The sequence below is a fragment of the Leptotrichia hongkongensis genome (assembly GCF_007990635.1).
Classification (GTDB): Bacteria; Fusobacteriota; Fusobacteriia; order Fusobacteriales; family Leptotrichiaceae; genus Leptotrichia; species Leptotrichia hongkongensis.
In genome coordinates this window covers 572,961-594,229 of the sequence record NZ_AP019846.1, presented here as the reverse complement: position 1 = coordinate 594,229, position 21,269 = coordinate 572,961, and the positions used below count along the sequence as shown (strand labels likewise).

16 protein-coding genes and 1 pseudogene are annotated in these 21,269 nt (G+C 31.1%); 5 read left to right on the top strand and 12 right to left on the bottom strand.

Translation table 11 applies throughout. From position 1 onward, the window contains the following. Window positions 1-11: 11 nt before the first annotated feature. From FVE75_RS02825 to FVE75_RS02775, 11 genes are all read right to left on the bottom strand, one after another. Entirely contained in the window at window positions 12-1,079 is a 1,068-nt protein-coding gene (locus FVE75_RS02825; protein WP_147005130.1) for an ABC transporter permease, read from the bottom strand. Beyond that, window positions 1,072-2,589 (bottom strand): ABC transporter ATP-binding protein, encoded by a 1,518-nt coding sequence (locus FVE75_RS02820; protein WP_147005129.1) that lies wholly within the window; start codon window positions 2,587-2,589, stop codon window positions 1,072-1,074. Before FVE75_RS02820 ends, FVE75_RS02825 begins: the two co-directional genes overlap by 8 nt. A 242-nt stretch (window positions 2,590-2,831) precedes the next feature. Further along, window positions 2,832-3,767 carry a hypothetical protein gene (locus FVE75_RS02815; RefSeq protein ID WP_232052597.1) on the bottom strand — a complete coding sequence of 312 codons (936 nt, stop codon included), beginning with the start codon at window positions 3,765-3,767 and terminating at the stop codon, window positions 2,832-2,834. Window positions 3,768-3,785: 18 nt separating this feature from the next. Further along, window positions 3,786-5,594 carry an excinuclease ABC subunit UvrC gene (uvrC, locus tag FVE75_RS02810; RefSeq protein WP_172618761.1) on the bottom strand — a complete coding sequence of 603 codons (1,809 nt, stop codon included), beginning with the start codon at window positions 5,592-5,594 and terminating at the stop codon, window positions 3,786-3,788. Between the two features lie 53 nt (window positions 5,595-5,647). Then, complete coding sequence (rapZ, locus tag FVE75_RS02805; protein ID WP_147005128.1) at window positions 5,648-6,523, bottom strand: RNase adapter RapZ; 876 nt, start codon at window positions 6,521-6,523, stop codon at window positions 5,648-5,650. A 480-nt stretch (window positions 6,524-7,003) separates the two neighbouring features. Then, window positions 7,004-8,521 carry an FGGY-family carbohydrate kinase gene (locus tag FVE75_RS02800; protein WP_147005127.1) on the bottom strand — a complete coding sequence of 506 codons (1,518 nt, stop codon included), beginning with the start codon at window positions 8,519-8,521 and terminating at the stop codon, window positions 7,004-7,006. An 87-nt stretch (window positions 8,522-8,608) separates the two neighbouring features. Then, complete coding sequence (locus FVE75_RS02795; protein WP_147005126.1) at window positions 8,609-9,598, bottom strand: amidohydrolase family protein; 990 nt, start codon at window positions 9,596-9,598, stop codon at window positions 8,609-8,611. Window positions 9,599-9,643: 45 nt separating this feature from the next. After that, a complete protein-coding gene (locus FVE75_RS02790) occupies window positions 9,644-11,089 on the bottom strand; it encodes a PTS galactitol transporter subunit IIC (protein WP_147005125.1) in 1,446 nt (481 codons plus the stop codon). A gap of 32 nt (window positions 11,090-11,121) precedes the next feature. Next, window positions 11,122-12,075, bottom strand: a complete 954-nt coding sequence (locus tag FVE75_RS02785; protein ID WP_147005124.1) for an NAD(P)-dependent oxidoreductase — start codon at window positions 12,073-12,075, stop codon at window positions 11,122-11,124. Between the two features lie 36 nt (window positions 12,076-12,111). Beyond that, window positions 12,112-13,134 (bottom strand): hypothetical protein, encoded by a 1,023-nt coding sequence (locus tag FVE75_RS02780; protein ID WP_147005123.1) that lies wholly within the window; start codon window positions 13,132-13,134, stop codon window positions 12,112-12,114. A gap of 252 nt (window positions 13,135-13,386) precedes the next feature. Next, window positions 13,387-13,848: a YhcH/YjgK/YiaL family protein gene (locus FVE75_RS02775; RefSeq protein WP_147005122.1), complete on the bottom strand. Its 462-nt coding sequence runs from the start codon at window positions 13,846-13,848 to the stop codon at window positions 13,387-13,389. A gap of 487 nt (window positions 13,849-14,335) precedes the next feature. On the opposite strand from FVE75_RS02775, the gene FVE75_RS02770 reads away from it, so the two are divergent. From FVE75_RS02770 to pfkB, 4 genes are all read left to right on the top strand, one after another. Next, window positions 14,336-14,767, top strand: coding sequence for a MarR family winged helix-turn-helix transcriptional regulator (locus tag FVE75_RS02770; RefSeq protein WP_147005121.1), 432 nt, complete (start codon window positions 14,336-14,338; stop codon window positions 14,765-14,767). 122 nt (window positions 14,768-14,889) lie between these two features. Next, on the top strand, window positions 14,890-15,447 hold the full coding sequence (locus tag FVE75_RS02765; RefSeq protein ID WP_147005119.1) for an NADPH-dependent FMN reductase: 558 nt from the start codon (window positions 14,890-14,892) through the stop codon (window positions 15,445-15,447). 308 nt (window positions 15,448-15,755) lie between these two features. Continuing rightward, window positions 15,756-16,799: an alcohol dehydrogenase AdhP gene (adhP, locus tag FVE75_RS02760; RefSeq protein WP_147005117.1), complete on the top strand. Its 1,044-nt coding sequence runs from the start codon at window positions 15,756-15,758 to the stop codon at window positions 16,797-16,799. A 146-nt stretch (window positions 16,800-16,945) separates the two neighbouring features. Further along, window positions 16,946-17,863, top strand: coding sequence for a 1-phosphofructokinase (gene pfkB, locus FVE75_RS02755; RefSeq protein ID WP_147005115.1), 918 nt, complete (start codon window positions 16,946-16,948; stop codon window positions 17,861-17,863). A 169-nt stretch (window positions 17,864-18,032) separates the two neighbouring features. On the opposite strand, the pseudogene FVE75_RS11910 reads toward pfkB, so the two are convergent. Beyond that, window positions 18,033-18,951, bottom strand: a pseudogene (locus tag FVE75_RS11910) (DDE-type integrase/transposase/recombinase). A 126-nt stretch (window positions 18,952-19,077) separates the two neighbouring features. Between FVE75_RS11910 and FVE75_RS02745 the strand changes: the two are divergent. Beyond that, entirely contained in the window at window positions 19,078-21,033 is a 1,956-nt protein-coding gene (locus tag FVE75_RS02745) for a PTS fructose transporter subunit IIABC (protein ID WP_147005113.1), read from the top strand. Window positions 21,034-21,269: the final 236 nt, after the last annotated feature.

Below are 21,269 nucleotides of genomic sequence, written 5' to 3'. Positions count from 1 at the left end.
GATAATTAAATTTATACCATTTTCTTTTTATTAAGCATAAATTTAAATAAATTTTCTGACGCTACGAAAATAATTATTAATGCTTGTATAATAAATACAATATCTTTATCAATCTGGTATCTTTGCTGCAACATTTGTCCCCCAACTTCAAGTGCCGCATAAAATATCGCTGCAACTAATATTCCAAATGGGTTATTTTTTCCAAGAAGTGCTACTGCAAGTCCTGTAAATCCATAATCTCCCATTATTAACTCAGTGTATGTGTACTGTGATGCTCCACCTAAAACACGTTCAGCTCCTCCAAGTCCAGCACATGCTCCAGCGATTCCCATTGCCAAAAACATAATATGTCTTGGATTGATTCCTGCATTTTCAGCAACTGTATCACTTTGTCCGACTGCTTTTATTTCATATCCTTTTTTAAAATATTTGAAAAAGAAAAATATTCCTATTGTCAGAAGAATTGCGATTATAAAACCAAAATTTAAGTTTTGTTTTGTAATTTTTGCAAAAAGTAGCGGTAATCTTGCTCCTTCAAAGATACGTGGAGATTGTGTATTTTGGGAAGCAGGATCTTTTAAAGGCCCATTTAACAAGAAATTTTGCACTTCAATCATAATATAGTTTAACATAATCGTACTGATTACTTCACTTACTCCAAATTTTGCACGCAACAGTCCAGCTATTCCAGCCCAAAGAAATCCAACAATTATAGCCACGATTATTACAACAATCACATTTCCAAAAACATAATTTCTAAATGTGATTGCCCAGAAAGTAGCCGCAAGTCCTCCTGCAATCATTTGTCCTTGCATTCCTATATTAAATAATCCCGCTTTAAAGGCTACCATTGTGGCAAGTGCTGAAAATATTAATGGTGTTGCAATAAATAATGTCTTTGCAAGTCCACTAAATAATGGAGATCTTGGCGAAGTTTGATAAAAAGCTGCTCGCATCATATCGGTATAGGCTGTAAATGGATTTACACCTTTTGTTATCATTATCATTCCACCAATAATTAATGCGATTAATACTGCAATTATAGATGGTAGAAAATCCTTTATCTTATTTTTAATCATCTATTTTCCCTCCTGCCATTAATATTCCTATTTTTTCTGTTGTTGCATCTTTTCTATCCAAAACCCCTACAATTCTTCCCGAATACATTACTGCAATTCTGTCACTTAATGCCATTATTTCTGATAACTCTGCCGAAACAAGCATTATGGCCTTTTTCTGAGTTTTTTCATTCAAAATCGTATTATGAATCATCTCAATTGCACCAATATCGACTCCTCTTGTAGGCTGTGCCGCAATAATAAATTTATTTTCACGTTCCAGCTCTCTTGCTACAACGACTTTTTGCTGATTTCCTCCAGACAGTCCGCCAAATTTTATTTTTCCATCTGTAGGTCTAATATCATACTTTTCTATGTATTCGTTAGTTTTTTTCTCAATTTCACTATAATCTAGCAATATTCCTTTAGAATATTGATCCTGAAGTCCTAAAGCCATATTCTCCTCTATAGTAAAATCATCAATAGTTGCTCTTTTATGTCTGTCTTCAGGTATATGGGAAAGTCCTTTTTCCTTAATAAGTTTTGGTGATTTATTTTCCAACTCATCGTTATCTATAAAATATGTTCCGCTATCAACTTTTATAAGTCCTGCAAGAGCTTCTATCAGTTCAGTTTGTCCATTACCTTCTACACCAGCAATTCCAAGAATTTCTCCTTCTCTTATTTCAAATGAAACACCTTTTAATTTTTCAATATTTCCACTTTTCACAGTTAAATTATCAACTTTTACAACTACATCTCCCAGTTTGACATCTGGACGTTTCACTTCAAACAGTACAACACGTCCGACCATAAGATTTGCAATTTTTTCTTTCGTTGCTTCCTCGGTCTTGAGTTCTCCAACATCGCTTCCACGTCTAATAACTGTTATATTATCTGATAAATCAAGTACTTCCTGTAATTTATGAGAAATAAAAATTATTGTTTTCCCTTCTTTTACAAGATTTCTCATAATTTCATAAAGTTCTTTTACTTCCTGAGGTGTAAGCACTGCACTCGGCTCATCAAACACCAATAGCTCCGCTCCTTTAAATAGCACCTTCAAAATCTCAATTCTCTGATGAATTCCAACTGATAAATCTGACACTTTTGCATCTGGATCAATATTCAGTCCATATCTTTCAGAAACTTCCCTAACCTTCTTTCTTGCAGTATTCAAATCAAAAAATACTCCACCCTTTTTAGGTTCAAATCCTAAAACCATATTTTCAGCAACTGTCAATGTATCAACTAGCATAAAATGCTGATAAACCATTCCAATTCCCAAGTTTGCCGCAGTCGTAGGACTTTCAATATCAATTTTTTCCCCTTTATAAAAAATCTCACCAGAAGTCGGAGAATACAATCCATTCAAAATCTTCATAAGCGTAGACTTACCTGCTCCATTTTCCCCAACAATTGCATGAATCTCCCCTTTTTTTACTTTTAGCGTAATATCATCATTTGCGACAATTTTTCCGCCCAAAAATTCTTTACGTATATTTTTCATTTCCAAAATATATCCGCTCATTTTTCCTCCTACTTCTCTAAGATTTATCCTTATTCAATATTTTTTCATCCATAAATCATTCATCCAAAAACTTTTTTAATTATTCTTAAATTAACAGAAATTTTTAAACAAACGATTTAAGATTTTATATTAAACAAATTTATTATTTCTATAAAAAATATAATTTTAAAAAAAGTCTGATATATAGTAGTTTGAACTTGTTTTTAACAAACTAAGTACTCCTATTGGCTTTTTCACGACATTTATCTTATAATCTTTGTAATAATAAAAAAGAGTGGTAGATGCGAAACAACTGTATTGTTTTCATTATAAGTATAGCCATGATATTCACTATTTTCAAGTAGTAATGGTGTTCTTTTTAATTTTAGCTGATTTTTTGCAAGTTCTTCTATGATTTCGTTAGGAAAACCTGTTAGATAAACATTTCTTTGAAGTTCCGGCAATACTGCCTGATCTTCTAGCTTATCAGAAATTAGAATATCTTTGTCAAATTTGTACACAGAATCATCTTTAAACTTGTTTAATCCTGAATTTTCATAAGTTTCTTTTATAAAAAATTCAACATTTGATTTTTCAAAATTTTCTACAACTTCTTTCCGATTGTTTCTCAACTCTTCAATCAAGAACTCCTTATCCAGTTCTGAATAAACGTTTTTGGGATTAAAATCAGTTTTATTTAAAAGTTCATAAAGTACATAAATCTGTCTATTCAAATATTCCTGATCTGTCCCAAGGTATTCTGTCAAATTAGCACCACTTGACATTGCAACCATCTGCTGTCTATAATATTCATCCAAAGAAGAAGCTGGTAATTCCAATATTTTTTCCTCTTCTGAAAGCTGATCAACTTTTATATCCTGCATTTCCTGATAAAATCTATTTTCCAGAAGCAAAGAATATTTCTTTCCTTTTTTTATATTTTTCAGAAAAGTATTAAATTCATTGTAAAATCTGTTCTTTCCAAACAAATCTGTCGGATAAGTAATTTCGAACAACTTTATCTCATAACGCCCCGGTATAACCTTTCGCATTTTCTCTTCTCCATTAATAGTCACTTTTACCTGATTAAATCGTGGCTGTTCTTCTTCCTTCCATTTTATCTCCTTTTTTATTTTATCAAAAAGAGCAAAACTCGTCATGCTGCATCCAAGCAACATCAAAACTATTAATTTTTTCAAGTTTTTCCTCCTAATATTTTATAAATTTTCTTTTATAGAAATCGCAATATTTTCTGGCACGACTTCCATCAATTCTTCCAATGTCGCATTTCGTATATTTTTTATCAATCCAAATTTTTTTATTAATTCTTTTTTACGTTTTGGACCAATTCCGGCAATATCATCTAATGCACTTTTTACATTTCGTTTACTTCTTAATTTTCTATGATGTGTAATTCCAAATCTGTGTGCTTCATCACGCAATCTTTGCAAAATTTTCAATGTTTCATCTGTTTTTTCAAATAAATATGGCTCACTTTCATAACTTTTAAAAATTTCCTCTTCCCTTTTTGCAATTCCAATCACATCGGTATACTCTATTTTTCCAAGTTTTTCCAGCACATCTACAGCTACACCTAGCTGTCCTTTTCCACCATCTATTAAAATTAAATTGGGCATTTGGTCATTTTCTATTTTGGAATATCTTCGTGTCAATGCTTCTCTCATCATTAAGAAGTCATCAGGTGTGTCTTTTACGGTAATCTTAAAATGTCTGTATTCCTTTGGCGTAGTTTCCCCATCCAGTGCTACCGTCATTGCTGCAACTGCATCTTTTCCCTGAATATTTGAAATATCAAAACATTCAATTCGATAAGGCAAACTTTTTAATCGTAGCTCTTTTTTCAAATTACGCAGTCCTTCCTGAACCATACGACGTTTTCTGTAGTATTTATCGACTTCTTCACGCAGATTTAAATATCCCATTTCTAACAGTTGCAATCTTCGGCTATTTATTTTTGGAAAATGAAATTTTATTTCCCTATGTTTTTCAATTTTTGCCCATTCTTTTATTAAAAGTTCGCTTGACATAAATCTCTCATCACAAATAATATGCTTTGGAATATTCCTTTTTTCATAGTACGAAGTAATTAACCGCTCGAACAGGTTTTCTTCCTGACTTCTCTCCATCGAAATTATTGTATGGTTTTTATTAATAACCTTCCCTTCCCGAATATTCAGCACACACAAAAACACATTTTCTCTTTTTTCCTCGAACACAAACACATCTTCGTCAATTTCCTTGCTGTATTCAATAATCTGTGTTTCAAGCATTTTTTTCAATACGCTCAACTTTTCACGTTCACTAATTGCACGCTCAAATTCCATTTCATCACTAAACTTTTTCATTCGGCTTTCAAGCATTTCAATAACTTTGTCAGAATGTCCCTTCAAAAAATTCTTGAAATTTTTGACATTTGTACTGTACTCATCTTCGATATCTTTGTATTTACAAGGTGCAGGACAAGTTTTCATATAATATTTTAAACAAGGTTTTGTTATTTTATCCATACTTCGATTGCAGTCCCTTACTGGAAATATTTTAATAAGCGACTTCATTGCAAAAAATATTCCCATTGGATATGGTCCAAAATATTCTGCATTTTCATTTAATTTTTTTGTACTTCTTACAATTTCCACTTTAGGAAATTTTTCTTTTGTAAACTTTATATATGGGTAAGTTTTTTCATCTTTTAATAAAATATTGTATTTTGGCTTATTCTTCTTTATCAAGTTATTTTCTAGAATAAGTGCTTCAACTTCTGATTTACAGATAAAAAACTCAATATCCCTAATATTTTTGACTAATTCCAGCGTTTTCTGATTATGCGAATTTACATTCATAAAGTAAGATTTCACCCTATTTTGCAAATTTTTCGCTTTCCCAACGTAAATAATCTTTCCTCGAGCATTTTTCATTAGATAAACTCCTGGATGTGTCGGAATATCTTTATATTTAATTGGTGATTTTATTTCTTCTTCAATTTTCAAATTTTTTAATTTTTCCATATTTCTTCTTTTTCTATATTATTTTATAATTTGCATTCACATTTTTGAATAAATTAAATTTCTTTTTTCTCTCCCACTTCCCTGTGAAATTTTCCAATATGATAGTCCATCTTTTGCGAAAGGTCATCATAAAGTTTATTCACGAAAGTAGCTGAACGGTGTTGTCCTCCTGAACATCCAATTCCTATACGCAAATGTGATTTCCCTTCTTTTTCATATTTTGGAATCAGATACAAAAGCATATCTAACAGCTTTTTGTAAAATTCTTGGCTTTCTGGCAGTCCCATTACATAATCCTGAACTTGCTTATGATTTCCAGTTTTATTTTTTAAGTTATCAATGTAGTAAGGATTTGGTAAAAATCGTAAATCGAACATTAAATGCAAATCTAGTGGAATTCCATATTTAAAGCCAAAAGATGTTAAATTAATATTTATTTTTTTTCTTTGACCTGAAAATTCCTTTTCTAAAATTTCTTGAAGTTCCTTTACCGATAATGTACTTGTATCAATCACTAAATCGGCTTTTACCATAAAATCTTTTATAATTTTACGCTCCGCCTTTATATTTGCAAGTAATGTATCATATAGATTTAGAGGATGTTTTCTTCTGGAAAGTTCATATCTGCTCAAAAGAACATCTGTTCTTGCATCCAAATAAATCATAGTATGCAAAATTTCCTCTTTATCCAGTATTTCGAGCTGTTTTGTCAATTGTTCTATAAACTCCTGATTTCTAACATCTATCGCTATTGCCACCCGATTTCTCTTCTCGCTGCTAATAAATATCTCATTCAAATACTGAAATAAATTAATAGGAAAATTGTCAATGCAAAAGTATTCCCTGTCCTCAAAAAAATTCATTGCCTCAGATTTTCCAGCCCCACTCATTCCAGTTATTATAACCAGCTCTTTTTTTGCTTTATCCATAAAACAGCCCTCTTTACAAAATAAATTTATTTTTCATTTCACTTAAAATTATTATAGCATATCTCTTAATAAATATAAATAATTTTTCTTTTAGTAAATAAAACAATTATCACAAATATTTTATTCCAAAAAAGACTACTTAGAATTTTAAGTAATCTTACACTCTATTTATTTTTTATCTTTATTCACTATCTATTTTTTAATTATACCTTATGAATTAATAAAAATCAATTTTTCTTTTTATTTGGATATACAAAAATTATTGATAAAGCTAATAATTAATGAAATTGTTAAATTGAAATTTTATGAATATAAATTAAGATAATATGAAATGAAATACTAATTGTAATAAAATACTTCTACTATAAACATAAATATTTTTTCAATACTCAATATGCAAGTTAAGATAAATATTTCTATAACTAATAAAAATATTACCCACTTATTTTATCTTTTTTAAATGGATAATATTTTTAATTTTTATAATTCTTCATTTAATTTTTTTAAACTATGAAAAGTTGTATCCATACTTTTTAGGATTTCCTGATATACTTCATATTTTTTTATATATTTTTTATGTTCTTCTTCAACAGGCTCGTATCTGTCTTTTATTCTAACCATCTTTTTTATAGTGTCTTCTAACGAAGTTTTTTCTATTGCCTGCTGACTTGCAATCGCTCCGCCAAGTCCACCTAACTCACTTCCTTCTAAAGTTTCAACAGGAATATTTAAAATATCAGAAAAAATTTGACACCATTGTTTTGAATTAGTTCCACCTCCTGAAATACGAATTACATCTGGCCTTTTACCTAAATTTTTTTCCAGTTTATCCAAGTGCTGTTTATGAGAAAATACAATTCCTTCATAAACAGAACGAACCATTTCTAATTTTGTAGTTGTCGCTGTAAGTCCCAAGAAACATGATGGTGCCTCAGTACGGGTGTTACTTCCATACAAGAATGGCAAAAATATAACTTTGCTATAAGAAGCCGTGGTATCTTTTAAAAATGCTTCAAGTCCAATATAAATACTTTCTGTTTCTTTTAGGCTGGACATTTCTTCAGACATCAGCATATTTAAAATAATATCTAGATTTCCAGCAGAAGTTGGACTCGATTCTTCTACTAAAAAATCTCGATTTGGAAAATACGAGTTCATTTGACCGCTTTCATATGATGCAGGTGTTTTCGATGGATAAGTATTTATATTCCAAGTTCCTGCAATAACACTAAATGTAGAGCTGTCTAAAACCCCAGAACCTATTGCACAAGCATCAATATCAAACAATCCACCTACAACAGGAGTTCCTTCTAAAAGCCCTGTAATTTCAGCAACCTCTTTTGTAACTCCTCCGACAATTTCATTATAATCAACTAATGGCGGCAGTGCTTCTTTCATTTCAGGAATTTCAAAAAATTCTAAAATTTCATCATCATAGGATCCTTTTTCAAAATTAATCCAATGATTTCCCGAAGCATCTCCATATTCCTGATTTACTTTTCCAGTTAGTTTAAAACGAACATAATCCTTTGCAGATAAAATTGCTCCTATATTATTATAAGCTTTAAGTTCGTTTTCTTTTAACCAACGTAACAATACCGGATTTTGAACGCCAAAAACATGCTGTCTTGTCTTATTCCATATTTTTTTTATTTTATTTTCAAATTTATTAGCTAATTCTCCCGCTCTTCCATCTGTTGATAAAATTCCGTTTATAAATTCCTTGTGATTTTTATCTAGTACGTAAAGTCCTTTTCCGTGACCAACACAAGCGACTGCACTGATGTCTCTTCCAGTTAGATTTGATTTTTTTAGAACTTTTTTTACCGAATCATAAATAGCTTCTGAAGTTTCTTTTAAGTCAACTTCCCTGTAATCTGGTTTTACTTCTTTTCTCATCGTATGAAAAGAAGATACACCAATTTCATTTCCATTCTCATCAAAAATAATAGCTTTTGTGTTTGTTCCCCCATAATCTATACTCAAAAAATATTTCATAAACTATTCTCCTTTTACAAAAAGTCAATATTAAGAAATACAAGAAACAAAAGCTCCTTGTATTTCAAATTAAATATTTTAAAATTCTTAAATATCTATATCTATTCCTTCTGTTGCAGGATCAACAGATTCTTTTATAGCTTTTACTGCTTCAGGTTTAAAATACACTCTCTGAGCATTATTATAGAAAACATCCTCTAATTCTTCTTTTGTAAAAATATCTACATTTTCAAGCCAAGTTGCTAATTCATTATAAGTGTTAAATGTTGCAGACCAAGGAGAATCTGTTCCCCAAATAAGTCGTTTTGCTCCCAAAATTTCTTTTGCAATAGTTACATTTTTGTACGAATTTGGAAATGGATAATCTTCAGGGCTATCTATATCTTGAATAGCTGATAAATCAGTATAAATATTAGGATATTCCTTCCACATATTAAGATCCGCTCTCACTCTTTCAGGAGTTGCTGCATGCGGAAATGATAAATGACAAACTACAAAATCAATATTAGGATAAAGTTTTGCCAGATTTGCAATCGCTTGTGGCTGATGGCTTATTTGATCCCAATTACCATAATCTACTGTAACAACAAATCCAGGATAATCTGCCAAATAGTTAAATAATCTTGTTACAAACGGATCTGTATCTAGTCTAAATGGATTTGTATTTCTATATCCATGAATCCCTCCATCTTCACTTATTTCAAATTTTATTGCCCTAAATCCTAAAACTTCTACATATCTTTTAGTAATTTCAAGCGCTTCCTTAGCATAAGGATCTACTGAAAAGGCTCCTATAAATCTTTCTGGATATTTTTTTATTGTGAGATAAGTGTAATAATTTTGATATCCATGTAAATGTCCTTGTAAAAGTACAGATTTTTCAATACCATTTTCATCCAGCAACTTTAAAAATGATTCTGCTGTAAATTCTGTATCTCCATAACCTTCAGGAAATAACCGAGTTACATCTCCATCATCCCATATTACTTTTCCATTTCCAAGCGGAGTCATTCTCCCTTTTTTATTGAATCCAGCAACTGCTTTTACAATATGTGCATGTGCATCTATTTTTTTCATATTTTTTCTCCTTTAATTACATAATTATAATTCAATTTTTCTAATTTAATCTTGTCCCATAAATATTTTTTCTTTACTTCCTTCAAATCCACTATTTTTATCAGCCATTTTTTTCAAATAAGCATAGATGCTTTCTCGTTTTGTTCTTAAGAAGAATAATCCTACTAGATATACAACTATTGTAATTCCTATTAATATAGGATTTCCTGAAATCCAAGCGAAGAAAATCAGTGCATTCAGCGGTCTAGCTGTCAAATTAAAACTTGCTATTAATGCTGCCCCTGCAGGTAAAGCTTTTGTTGCAATTGCCGCACTTGTATAATATGGTGCTATAAAACTGCTTGCATAAAGTCCTAAACTTAGCCAAATTATTCCGTTTAATATTGTTTTTAAAATATTTCCTTTAGTAACAGCTATCATTGCTTCAATTATAAAAGGAATTGCAATTAAATCAACCATTGGTAATGTTTTGTTTCCTGGCAAAACAAATGACAGTATTGCCATAACAGGAATTAATAGTACTCCTGCGATAATTGTTGCAGGCTCTCCAAATCCCACTCCATCATCAACAGCAATAAACCATCTTTTTTTATCAGTTTCACGTTCATTTGAAGCATCTTGCTTTTTATTTTTTTCAACTGCTTCTGCAAGCGGTCCAAATGCTCTTGCAAATACTCCTGTAATTAATGGAAATATTGTCATAACAGCAGATAGCGAAACGGCAAATCCTAAAATTTGTCCCCAGGCAGTCAAAGTTCCTAATGATTTAATATTCCCAAAAATTCCCATAATAAGTCCTAAAATTGCTCCAAGCATTGTCGGTTCTCCAAAAACTCCCAATTTTGTCTTTAATGTTTCTGGATTTAATTTTGATTTGTGAAGTCCTAGTAAATTCCAAAGAGGATCAAGAATAATCGCTGGAACTAATGATTCTACATTATGAATCGAATTGATTGTTGCATTTTTAACTCCATAATATTCAGACCATCTATCAGCAACTGTTTCTGATAAAAGTAGTGAATAGAGTAACATAAAAATCATAAATGCAAATGATAATGCAAAATTCTGAGTAAATTGATAAGCCATTGCTCCCCAAATCATATATCCAAAATTATTCCATAAATTTGATGGAACAAATACACGAGTTACTCCAATTACAAATAATAAAATTTCAATCAGCAACCCAAATACAAAAAATGAAAGTCCGATAGTTGTTGAAAATGACATTTTAGAACCCATTTGCCATCCCATATCCACTACCGCCAACTTCAATCCTGTAGCTTTTACCATTTGATCAACTAACTGAGTTACTGCTGGCGCAAAACTTCCTATTACCCATCCAAATCCTGTAAGACCAATTCCTGCATAAAGTCCGCTCATAATTGATTTTTTAACTTGCACTCCAAGTGCTACGCTTACTACAAAAATCATTATCGGTACAACTACTGCTGGTCCCAGTGTATTAAATATATCACTAAACACTTTTAACATAATTTTCTCCTTAAAATTTTTATTTTAATTTTTTATGGATTTACCACATTTCTTAAATTTCCTGCAAAAAACTCAATGATATTTTCAGCAGCTTCTTTTGCCAAAGTTATTCTTCCCTCAACAGTTCCCGTTCCAGCATGAGGTGCCATAATCACACTATCTAAAGCTCTTAATTTCTCTGAAACTTTAGGTTCAAACTCAAATACATCAAGTCCTGCTCCAGCAATTTCTCCTGTTTTCAATGCTTCAACCAAATCAGCTTCCACTATAATTGGACCACGAGCTGCATTTATAAGGTAACTTCTATTTTTCATTTTTTTGAAGGCTTCTTTATTAAATTTACCTTTTGTTGTAGGTAATCCCGGTGCATGAATTGTTATTACATCTGAATTTTTCAACAATTCATCAAATTCAACATATTTTACATTTAATTCCTTTTCTTTTTCTTCACTAAGTCTAAATGTATCATGATACAAAACTTTCATTCCAAAACTTTGAGCTAATTTTGCAACCGTTTGACCAATTCTACCAAATCCATAAACTCCTAAAGTTGCTCCTTCCAATGTTAATCCCTGATATTTTCTTTCACTTGGATCAATCCAATTTCCCGCTCTAACAATTTTGTCATAAAATGCTAATCTTTTTGTTGCAGCCAATAATAACGCAAAAGTCATTTCCGCTGTAGGAACTCTTACTGCTTGTGGTGAGTTTTCAACTACGATTCCTTTACTCTTTGCAAATTCAATGTCAACATGGTCAAATCCTACTGCATTCAGTGAAATCAGTTTTAAATTTTTTCCTGCTTCTATAAGCTCTTTATCCGCTTTTTGCCCCATCAGTAAAAGTGCATCATACTTATGCAGATTTTCTAGCACATATTCTCTAGTAAAAGGTTCTTCTGAATAAGTCACATCAAATTTTTCCATTAATTCTGTAAGTCCTTCTTTTGGTACAATCCCTGTTACTAATACTTTTTCTTTTGCCATTTGATACCTCCTGTATTTTTATTTATGACTAAAATTTTAAATTTCTGAAATCTCATAAAGCGTCACTTTATGATTTCCATTATTTGCCGAAAATACATACGCTTTTCCATTTTTTTCAAAGGCTATTGCATTACTTGATGCACATTTTTCTTCAATTATATTTTGAACAAATTTTCCATTTTCATAACTAAATAGCGACAAATCAGCTTTTCCACTTCTAAAACCATACAAAAATACATTTTTCCCGAATAATTTTCCGCCCCAGATACCATGTCCAAATTCTGTTGGCTCTGGATATTTATATAATTCCTTTGAAAAATCTTCATTAAAAACTCTAAGCGTATCTCCATGAAATCCTTGAATTATAACATTTTCCTTTTGAGAGTCGCCATCCAAATCAACTTGAACAATATCACTCGTTTCTTCGCCAAAAATTACATCAAGTCTCCAGTCTTCTGTGTCAGAATACTCAGGATAAGTTAATTTCACAATTCCTTCCACAGCTGTAATAAGTGAGTATCCTTCTTTTTGAACTTCATAATATCCATGATTTTTTAACAATCTTAGCGGTAATTCTTTCAAATTTTTTAATTTTGCGTTATCTAAATCAAATTCGCCAACAAAAATTTTTCCTTTATCAGACCAATCTTCAACAAATTTTTTAGAATTTGCAATCGTACAACCAACAAATAATATTTTTCCATCTTTTTGTTTTATCAGGTCAAACCTATGCAAATACGGAAAATCCATGATTTTTTTTACTTTCCAGTTTTCATCTTTATATTTTCCATAAACAATTTGACATTCTTTTGAATTGAAACCTGGATAAAATTTTTGAGTTGCCAAGAAATCCAACGTACCTGGAACTTGAATAATACTCATTGTTCCACCTACAGTATCCCAGACAACTTTTTTTGAAAAATTATCATTTACATCATAAGCAAAACAAGAATTTTCAACTTCCGAAGCTACCATCAAATAATCTTTATCATCTTTTTGAATACGATTAACTGCATAACACGATGGTAACTCATCTGAAAAAATTTTTTTTACATTCACTTTTTTCCCTCCTTTCCAAAAAATAATTACTTTAAAACAAAAGTTTTTTTAATTTGATAATAAGTTAGATATATCTAAATAGAATTTGAAAATAATAATAGACTTGTTCGGTAACATTGTATTTTTATCTCTAACTAAGATATCTCACTCTTTTCAGAGCGATATCTATCTAATTGTAATTTCAAATTTAATATAATTATCGAACAGGTCTAATAAAGACTGAACTTCATTTGTTTTAATTAAAAATAAAAATTAAAGTTCATTTAACGGTACTTTAAAAACAAGTTTTTTTATTTTCTTTGATTCCTTCACTTTTAATCCTGGCATATGTACATCATTCGGATACAACACTAATACATCTTCATCTTTTAACAAAATGTTAAATAAAACATCGCCCGAATAAATAACTAAATCTTTTTCTTTATCTGTTTTCTCAATTTTCATATTATCCGAAGTATTAAATGCCACATATTCCTCTCCACAAAGCATTATTTGTACATCTAGATTTTTTAGATGAGTTTCCATAATTTTATCTTCCGCTGTACCTGTTTCGTAGGTATTTACATGCATTTTTATGTCTAATTCAATATCATACGCTCCACCATCAAGTTTTTTTAGTTCCTCTAAATTTTTATTTGTATATTCAATACATTCCTGAACTTTTTTAGCAATATTTTTATTTTGCAAAGTATCTTTTAAATTCGTATATATCATTTTGACCTCCAAGATATTTCTCTTTTATCTACTATTCTCTATTACACTACTAAAAGTATAGCTTGTTTTCTATTTTTGTCAAGATTCAAAAAATAAAATTATAACAAAAATTTTATTCAATTTTTTTATCTTTTTTACTAATAATTTTTTCGACGAACATAATTTTATTATTTAAAATTTTAATTTTAACAAAATTATAACTAGACAAGTATTTATTACTGTCTTCGATCAAACACTAAAATCTGATTTACAATAATTTAAGCACTTAATATACTTAGTTCTCTCTTTACCACTATCTTTAATTATTCAGAATTTCCCAATAATTAAACTTTTATTTTTCTATCTACTTTTAATAGTTTATTTTCATTATATTCCATTACTTATTTTTCTTTTTATTTGGATATACAAAAAGATATTGACAAAATCACTAACTAGTGATAAAATAAATTAATTACTAATTAGTGAAATTGTTAAGGAGATATGGTTTATGGATACAAGCTGGGAAAAAAATTCGGATATTCATTTGCAGATTATATTGCAAAAGGCTGTTAAGAGTATTAATAATAAAATTGGAAAAGATTTTAGGGAGAAAGGGATTACTGTTTCACAATTTAGTGTTCTAGATGTGCTTTATACAAAAGGTGAAATGCGTGTTTGTGAACTTATTGAAAAAGCACTGTCAACTTCGGGAAATATTACGGTTGTTATAAAAAATATGGAACAGAAAGGCTGGTTATACAAAAAGACTTGCCCAACAGATAAGCGTGCGTTTCTAGTAGGTTTGACAGATGAGGGAAAAAAACTATTTGAAACTCTTTTACCTGAACACCGTAATGAAATAAAAAATACCTATAGTATCCTTTCATCCGAAGAAAAACAGGAATTAATAAGAATTTTAAGAAAATTTAAAAACATATAAAATCTATTTTAGAATTATACTTAATAAACTCATTTTTCCTGACTTTCAAAAATTTTTACTTAACATACTAAATTTAGTTATTAAAATATAATTTTAGAACAATAAAAAATGGAGGAAACAAAATGTCAAAAAAAACAGTATTATTAATCGTAGGATCTTTTAGAAAAAATTCATTTAACCAAACAGTTGCAGATTATATTGCAGAAGAATTAAAAAAAGAAGTAAATGTGGAATTTTTAAATTACAGAGATGTTCCTTTATTAGAACAAGATACAGAATTTCCAGCACCACAGGCAGTCAAAAATATTCGTAGCCAAGCTGAAAAAGCAGATGCATTATGGGTTGTCTCACCAGAATACAACGGCTCTTACCCTGCCATACTTAAAAATGTACTAGACTGGTTATCTCGTCCATTAGTAGCTTTCGATAGAGAGACACCAACAGTTATCGCAGGAAAACCAGTAACTGTAAGCAGTATTGCAGGTTCTACAGAAGGAAAATTTGTAAGACAGAATCTTTCAACATTATTTGCTTATATCCGTATGAATCCAATGGAGGAAATTGGAACAGGTTTAGTTGTACCAGCAGAAGCATGGCAAACAGGAGTTTTAACTCTTACTGATGAACATAAAGAGGCCTTAAAAAAACAAGTAAAAGAATTTTTGGAATTTATTAAATAAAAAAATATACTAAATCCCGTTTAAAAATAAAAACTATAAACTATATTTTAATTATTTTAAAATATTAGATTTTATCTTTTGTTATAAGATATTGTCATAAGTTTGCTGTTTAAATAGAAGTTAATATAATATAAGAATTATTTCTAAATTTTTATAGTATTAGAAATAATTCTTTTTTATGTATTATTTTTGAAATAAAAAATTATTAAAAAAATATTTGACTTTTTAATTTTATAGGGTATATATTATTATGTGAACATATTCACATATATTAATATGAATTTTTAAAACAGAAAGGAAATAGTATAATGAAAGCAGTAGTAGTTAATCAAGAAGGAACTGGAATAGAAGTTGTAGAAAAAGAATTAAGAGGGCTAAAAGCAGGAGAAGCATTAGTTGACGTGGAATATTGCGGTGTTTGCCATACTGATTTACATGTGGCTCATGGAGATTTTGGAAAAGTTCCTGGAAGAGTTTTGGGACATGAAGGAATTGGAATTGTAAGAGAAGTTGCTGATGGTGTAACATCACTAAAACCTGGAGATAGAGTAAGTATTGCATGGTTTTTTGAAGGATGCGGAAGATGCGAATACTGTATCAATGGGCAAGAAACTTTGTGTAGAGATGTAATAAACGCAGGATATTCTGCTGACGGAGGAATGGCTGAACAATGTATAGTTACAGCTGATTATGCAGTAAAAGTTCCAGAAGGGCTGGATCCAGCTCAAGCAAGCAGTATTACTTGTGCAGGAGTTACAACTTATAAAGCAATAAAAGTTGGAACACCTCAACCAGGACAATGGGTAGTAATTTATGGTGCTGGAGGATTAGGAAACTTAGCAGTTCAATATGCTAAAAAAGTATTTAATACTCACGTAATCGCTGTTGACATAAACGATGACAAATTGGCACTTGCAAAAGAAGTTGGAGCTGACTATATTATAAATGGTAAAAAAGAAGATCCTGTTGCAAAAATTAAAGAATTAAGTGGAATTGGAGCTCATATTGCTGTAGTTACTGCTGTATCAAAAGTTGCATTTAATCAAGCTATTGATTCAGTAAGAGCTGCTGGTAAAGTTGTTGCAGTTGGACTTCCATCAGAAACTATGGACTTGCCAATCGTAAAAACAGTATTAGATGGTATCGAAGTAATCGGATCACTTGTTGGAACAAGGGAAGACTTAAGAGAAGCATTCCAATTTGGAGCAGAAGGATTGGTTGTTCCAGTAGTTCAAACAAGAACTATTGATGAAGCTCCTGAAATCTTTAAAGAAATGGAAGAAGGAAAAATTCAGGGACGTATGGTTATTGATATGCACTCACATTCTTGCGGTTGCGGACATAAGCATTAATTCGTTTAAATTTACTTAAATTAAAAATGTAATTAACTTTACTGTTAGTTACATTTTTTTATTACGTATATTTCTAAATTGTTTGACTTTTTTAGTCTCAAATGATATAAATATACAGTACAAATACAATTTTAAGGAGGAAAATGATGATTTACACATTGACATTGAATCCAGCATTGGACTATGACATGTATCTGAAAGATGATTTACAGGCTGAACATTTAAACCTTGCTCACGAAGTAAATTATAGGGCTGGAGGAAAAGGTATTAATGTTTCAAAAGTATTGAAAAATCTGGATGTAGAATCTACAGCAATTGGCTTTGTGGCTGGATTTGTCGGAGATTTTATTGTCAGAGATTTAAAAAAAGACAACATAAAATCTGAATTTGTGGAACTTGAAGGAAATACCAGAATCAATGTAAAAGTTAATGGTAATGACAAAGAAACAGAACTTACCGGTGTCTCACCAGAAATTACATCTGAAAAATTACAGGAGCTGACTAACAAGATTTCCCATTTAAAAGACGGAGATATCCTTGTACTATCTGGAAGTATCCCATCTTCAATCAGCAGCAAAATTTATAAGGAATTATCTGAAAACATAAAAGCAAATGTAGAAATCGTACTTGATACAAGAGGAAATTTACTGCAAGACAACATTCACAACAATCTTTTTGTAAAACCAAATATTCACGAACTAAGGGAAATGTTTAATGAAAAATTGGAAACAAAAGCTGAAATTGTCGAAAAATGTAAATTCTTTTTGGACAAAGGCGTAAAAAATGTTATTCTTTCCAGAGGTGGCGAAGGAGCATTGCTTGTAAACAAAGATTTCGTATTAGAGGCATCCGTTCCAAAAGGGCAATTAATCAACTCGATTGGTGCTGGAGATTCTATGGTTGCAGGATTTATTGCTGGATTTGTGAAAGGGCTTTCTCCAGAAGATTCATTTAAACTGGCAGTCGCTTCAGGAAGTGCAACAGCTTATTCTTACGGACTTGCAGAAAAAGATTTAGTAAATAAATTATACAGCGAAATTGAAATTACAAAAGAAACTTTTTAAAATACACTGCTTAAACTAAAATATCCAGTTTTAAAGTGGTTTTACTATGATAGAATAAAAAATATGTCAAATAAAAATAAACTCATAAGGACGGTATAAGTGTATAGATGTCAAACATTTGTTACAAAAATATATTAAAAAAATATTTCTTTCCTAATGTATCTTTAACCTACTGATTTTCCTTGTACTCTTTTAATACTTCATTTGGACTCTTAAAGCCCAGTACTTTTCTTGATATGTTGTTGTATCTTGTATTGTATTTCCTTATTGCCCTTAACAGTTCTTCCTTGCTTTTAAATTTCTTGTCTGCATAGTACTTGCTGTCAAGCCTGTGGCTTCTTTCCACTTTTCCATTCTCCCATGGCGAATATGGACGGGTTGTCACGTACTCTATCCCCTTCTCCTCCAGTTTCAGCTCAAACAGTGTTTTCTTATCACTTTCAGAATTTGTGAACTCTTTCCCATTATCTGTCTGAACTTTCTTTATGTCAAATCCCAGCTCCCTTTCCAAGTTCTCTAGAAACTTTGCAGTCTGATAGGTGCTTTTTTCATCTGCTATCCTTAACACTCTTTTTCTTGTATATTCATCTAATGCTGTTATTTGATAATACTTCTGGTCACGTGTTCCAAACTGTATGCATTCTTCTGGAACATATTTTATGTCTATCTGCACTCTTTCCCAGGGTACTTCGCCTGTTCAACTTTCTTTTTCTTTTATGCTGCTTTTTAGGCTTTTCTTTGGCATTGCCCTTCATTTTCCTTATTATCTTGCACATTGAATCGTATGTACGGCTGTAGCCTTCCTTTCTTGCTTTAACATAGACTTCTGCCAGCCCTTCATAGCCAAATTTCCTGTACTTTTTCATAACCAGCTCTATTTCTTCTTGCGTGTGCTGGTTTGGGTGGCTTTTAGGTCTTCTGCTTTTTGGCAGAAGAGACTGGACTGTTCCGTCGTATCTGTCTCTCCAACGTTTTATCTGCTGACGTGATGTCTTATACTTCACTGCTGCCTTTGAATTATTATTATGTTTTATTGCATACTCAATTGCCCGTTGACGAACACGGTATATTTCTGATATACTACTCATATGAAAGGTTTCTCCTTAATGTGGTTTGGTAGATTTACATTATATCAGAAACCTTTCTTTTTTTGTATATTCTTGTCACATATGTATTATCTCACAACAAAATAAACTCATAAGGACGGTATAAGAATGAAAATATCAGATTTACTGATTAAAGATAGAATAAAACTAGATGTACAATCTACAAATAAAGTAGATGTTATTAAAGAACTTGCAAAACTGCATGAAAAAACAGGTGTCTTAAATGACTATGACGGCTATGTCAAAGCGTTGATGGCAAGAGAAGAGCAAAGTTCAACTGGAATTGGGGAAGGAATTGCAATTCCACATGCAAAAACAGAGTTTGTAAAAGAACCTGCACTTGCTATGGGAAGAAAACCTGAAGGAATCGACTATGATTCATTGGATGGAGAACCTGCCACATTATTCTTTATGATTGCAGCTCCAGATGGTGCGAACAATACTCATATCGAAACACTTGCAAGATTATCACAGTTATTGCTGGATGATGATTTTAAAGCGGCACTAGAAAATGCAAAAACTGCTGATGAAGTATTGGATACTATTAATAAGGCTGAAGCAGAGAAATTTGCAGAGGAAGAAAAGAAGGAAGAAGTACCTGTACAGACTTCATCTGATGAAAATGCTCCTTATATAATCGCAGCAACAGCCTGCCCAACTGGAATTGCTCACACTTACATGGCTGCAGAAGCATTAAAAAAAGCTGCTGATGAAATGGGAGTAACCATAAAAGTTGAAACAAATGGTGCTGACGGTAGAAAAAATGTCTTAACTGATGAAGATATAAAAAAAGCAACTGGTGTAATTTTAGCAATTAACAGAAATATTGAAGTTAACAGATTTGATGGTAAACCATTAATTCAAGTGGAGGCAAAGGAAGGTATTAACAACGCAAAAGCATTAATTCAGCAAGTCTTAGATGGAAAAGCGCCTATTTTCCATGCAAGTGGTTCTTCTACAGCTTCTTCTGAATCATCTTCATCTGAAAAAAAAGGACTTTACAAACACTTATTAAGCGGAGTTTCTTATATGCTTCCATTAGTAATAAGTGGAGGAATATTGATTGCGTTGGCATTTTTGGTTGATACCTTGGCAGGAAAAGGAAATGCAGAAAGTCTTGCTAAATCTGTAAATACTGATGACCCTAGACAGATTTACGGTTCAATTACAACATTAGCATATATACTGAAAGTTCAAATTGGAGGCGTTGCATTTGATTTATTTATACCTGTTCTAGGAGGATATATAGCATACAGCATAAGTGAAAGAGCAGGGCTTACAGCAGGATTAGTTGCAGGAGCAATGGCAAAAGCTGGAGGTTCAGGTTTCTTAGGAGCGTTAGCTGGAGGTTTCTTAGCTGGTTATGTAGTTAAATTTTTAGTAAAAGCATTAGCAAACTTGCCAAAATCATTAAATGGATTAAAAATGATCTTGTTTTATCCTGTTTTATCTGTTTTAATGACAGGTCTAGGTATGGTTTTAGTATTAAATCCGATAGTTTCAATAATAAATACAGGATTAAATAACTGGCTTACTTCAATGAGTGGAGCAAGCGCGGCATTGCTAGGATTGATTTTAGGCGGAATGATGGCAATAGATATGGGAGGTCCTGTAAATAAAGCAGCTTATGTATTTGGTGTAGGTTCTCTGGCAGCAACATTGTCTTCTGGTGGAAGTATTCCAATGGCGGCAGTTATGGCTGGAGGAATGGTGCCACCTATCGCAATTGCATTAGCATCTACATTATTTAAAAATAAATTTACTGAACAGGAAAGAGAAGCTGGACTGTCAAATTATGTAATGGGATTATCATTTATTACAGAAGGTGCAATTCCTTATGCGGCGGCAGATCCGAAAACAATTATTCCAGCAAGTGTTGTAGGTTCAGCAATTGCAGGAGGATTAACAGGTTTATTCAACATAAAAATACCTGCCCCACATGGTGGAATTTTAGTAATGGTATTAAGCAATAACTTCTTATTGTACTTAGTAGCAGTTATTATTGGAAGTATCATTTCAGCTCTTATATTAGGAGCATTAAAGCCTGTTATAAAAAAAGACTAAAATTTAAATATATAGTAAAACTGCTTTAAAACTAAACTCAAAAGTTATGACTATTTTACTCAAACACTAAATTTATATAATTTTTAGTAGTTTAATTTTAAATAGGTTTGAGTATATTTTATAATAAATAACAAAAAACCGTCTTATTTGATTAATTCATTTAAAACGGTTTTTTCTATTTTAAGTAATAATAATTTTAAAAATAATCTTAATACCAAATGCTCCGACGGATTAGT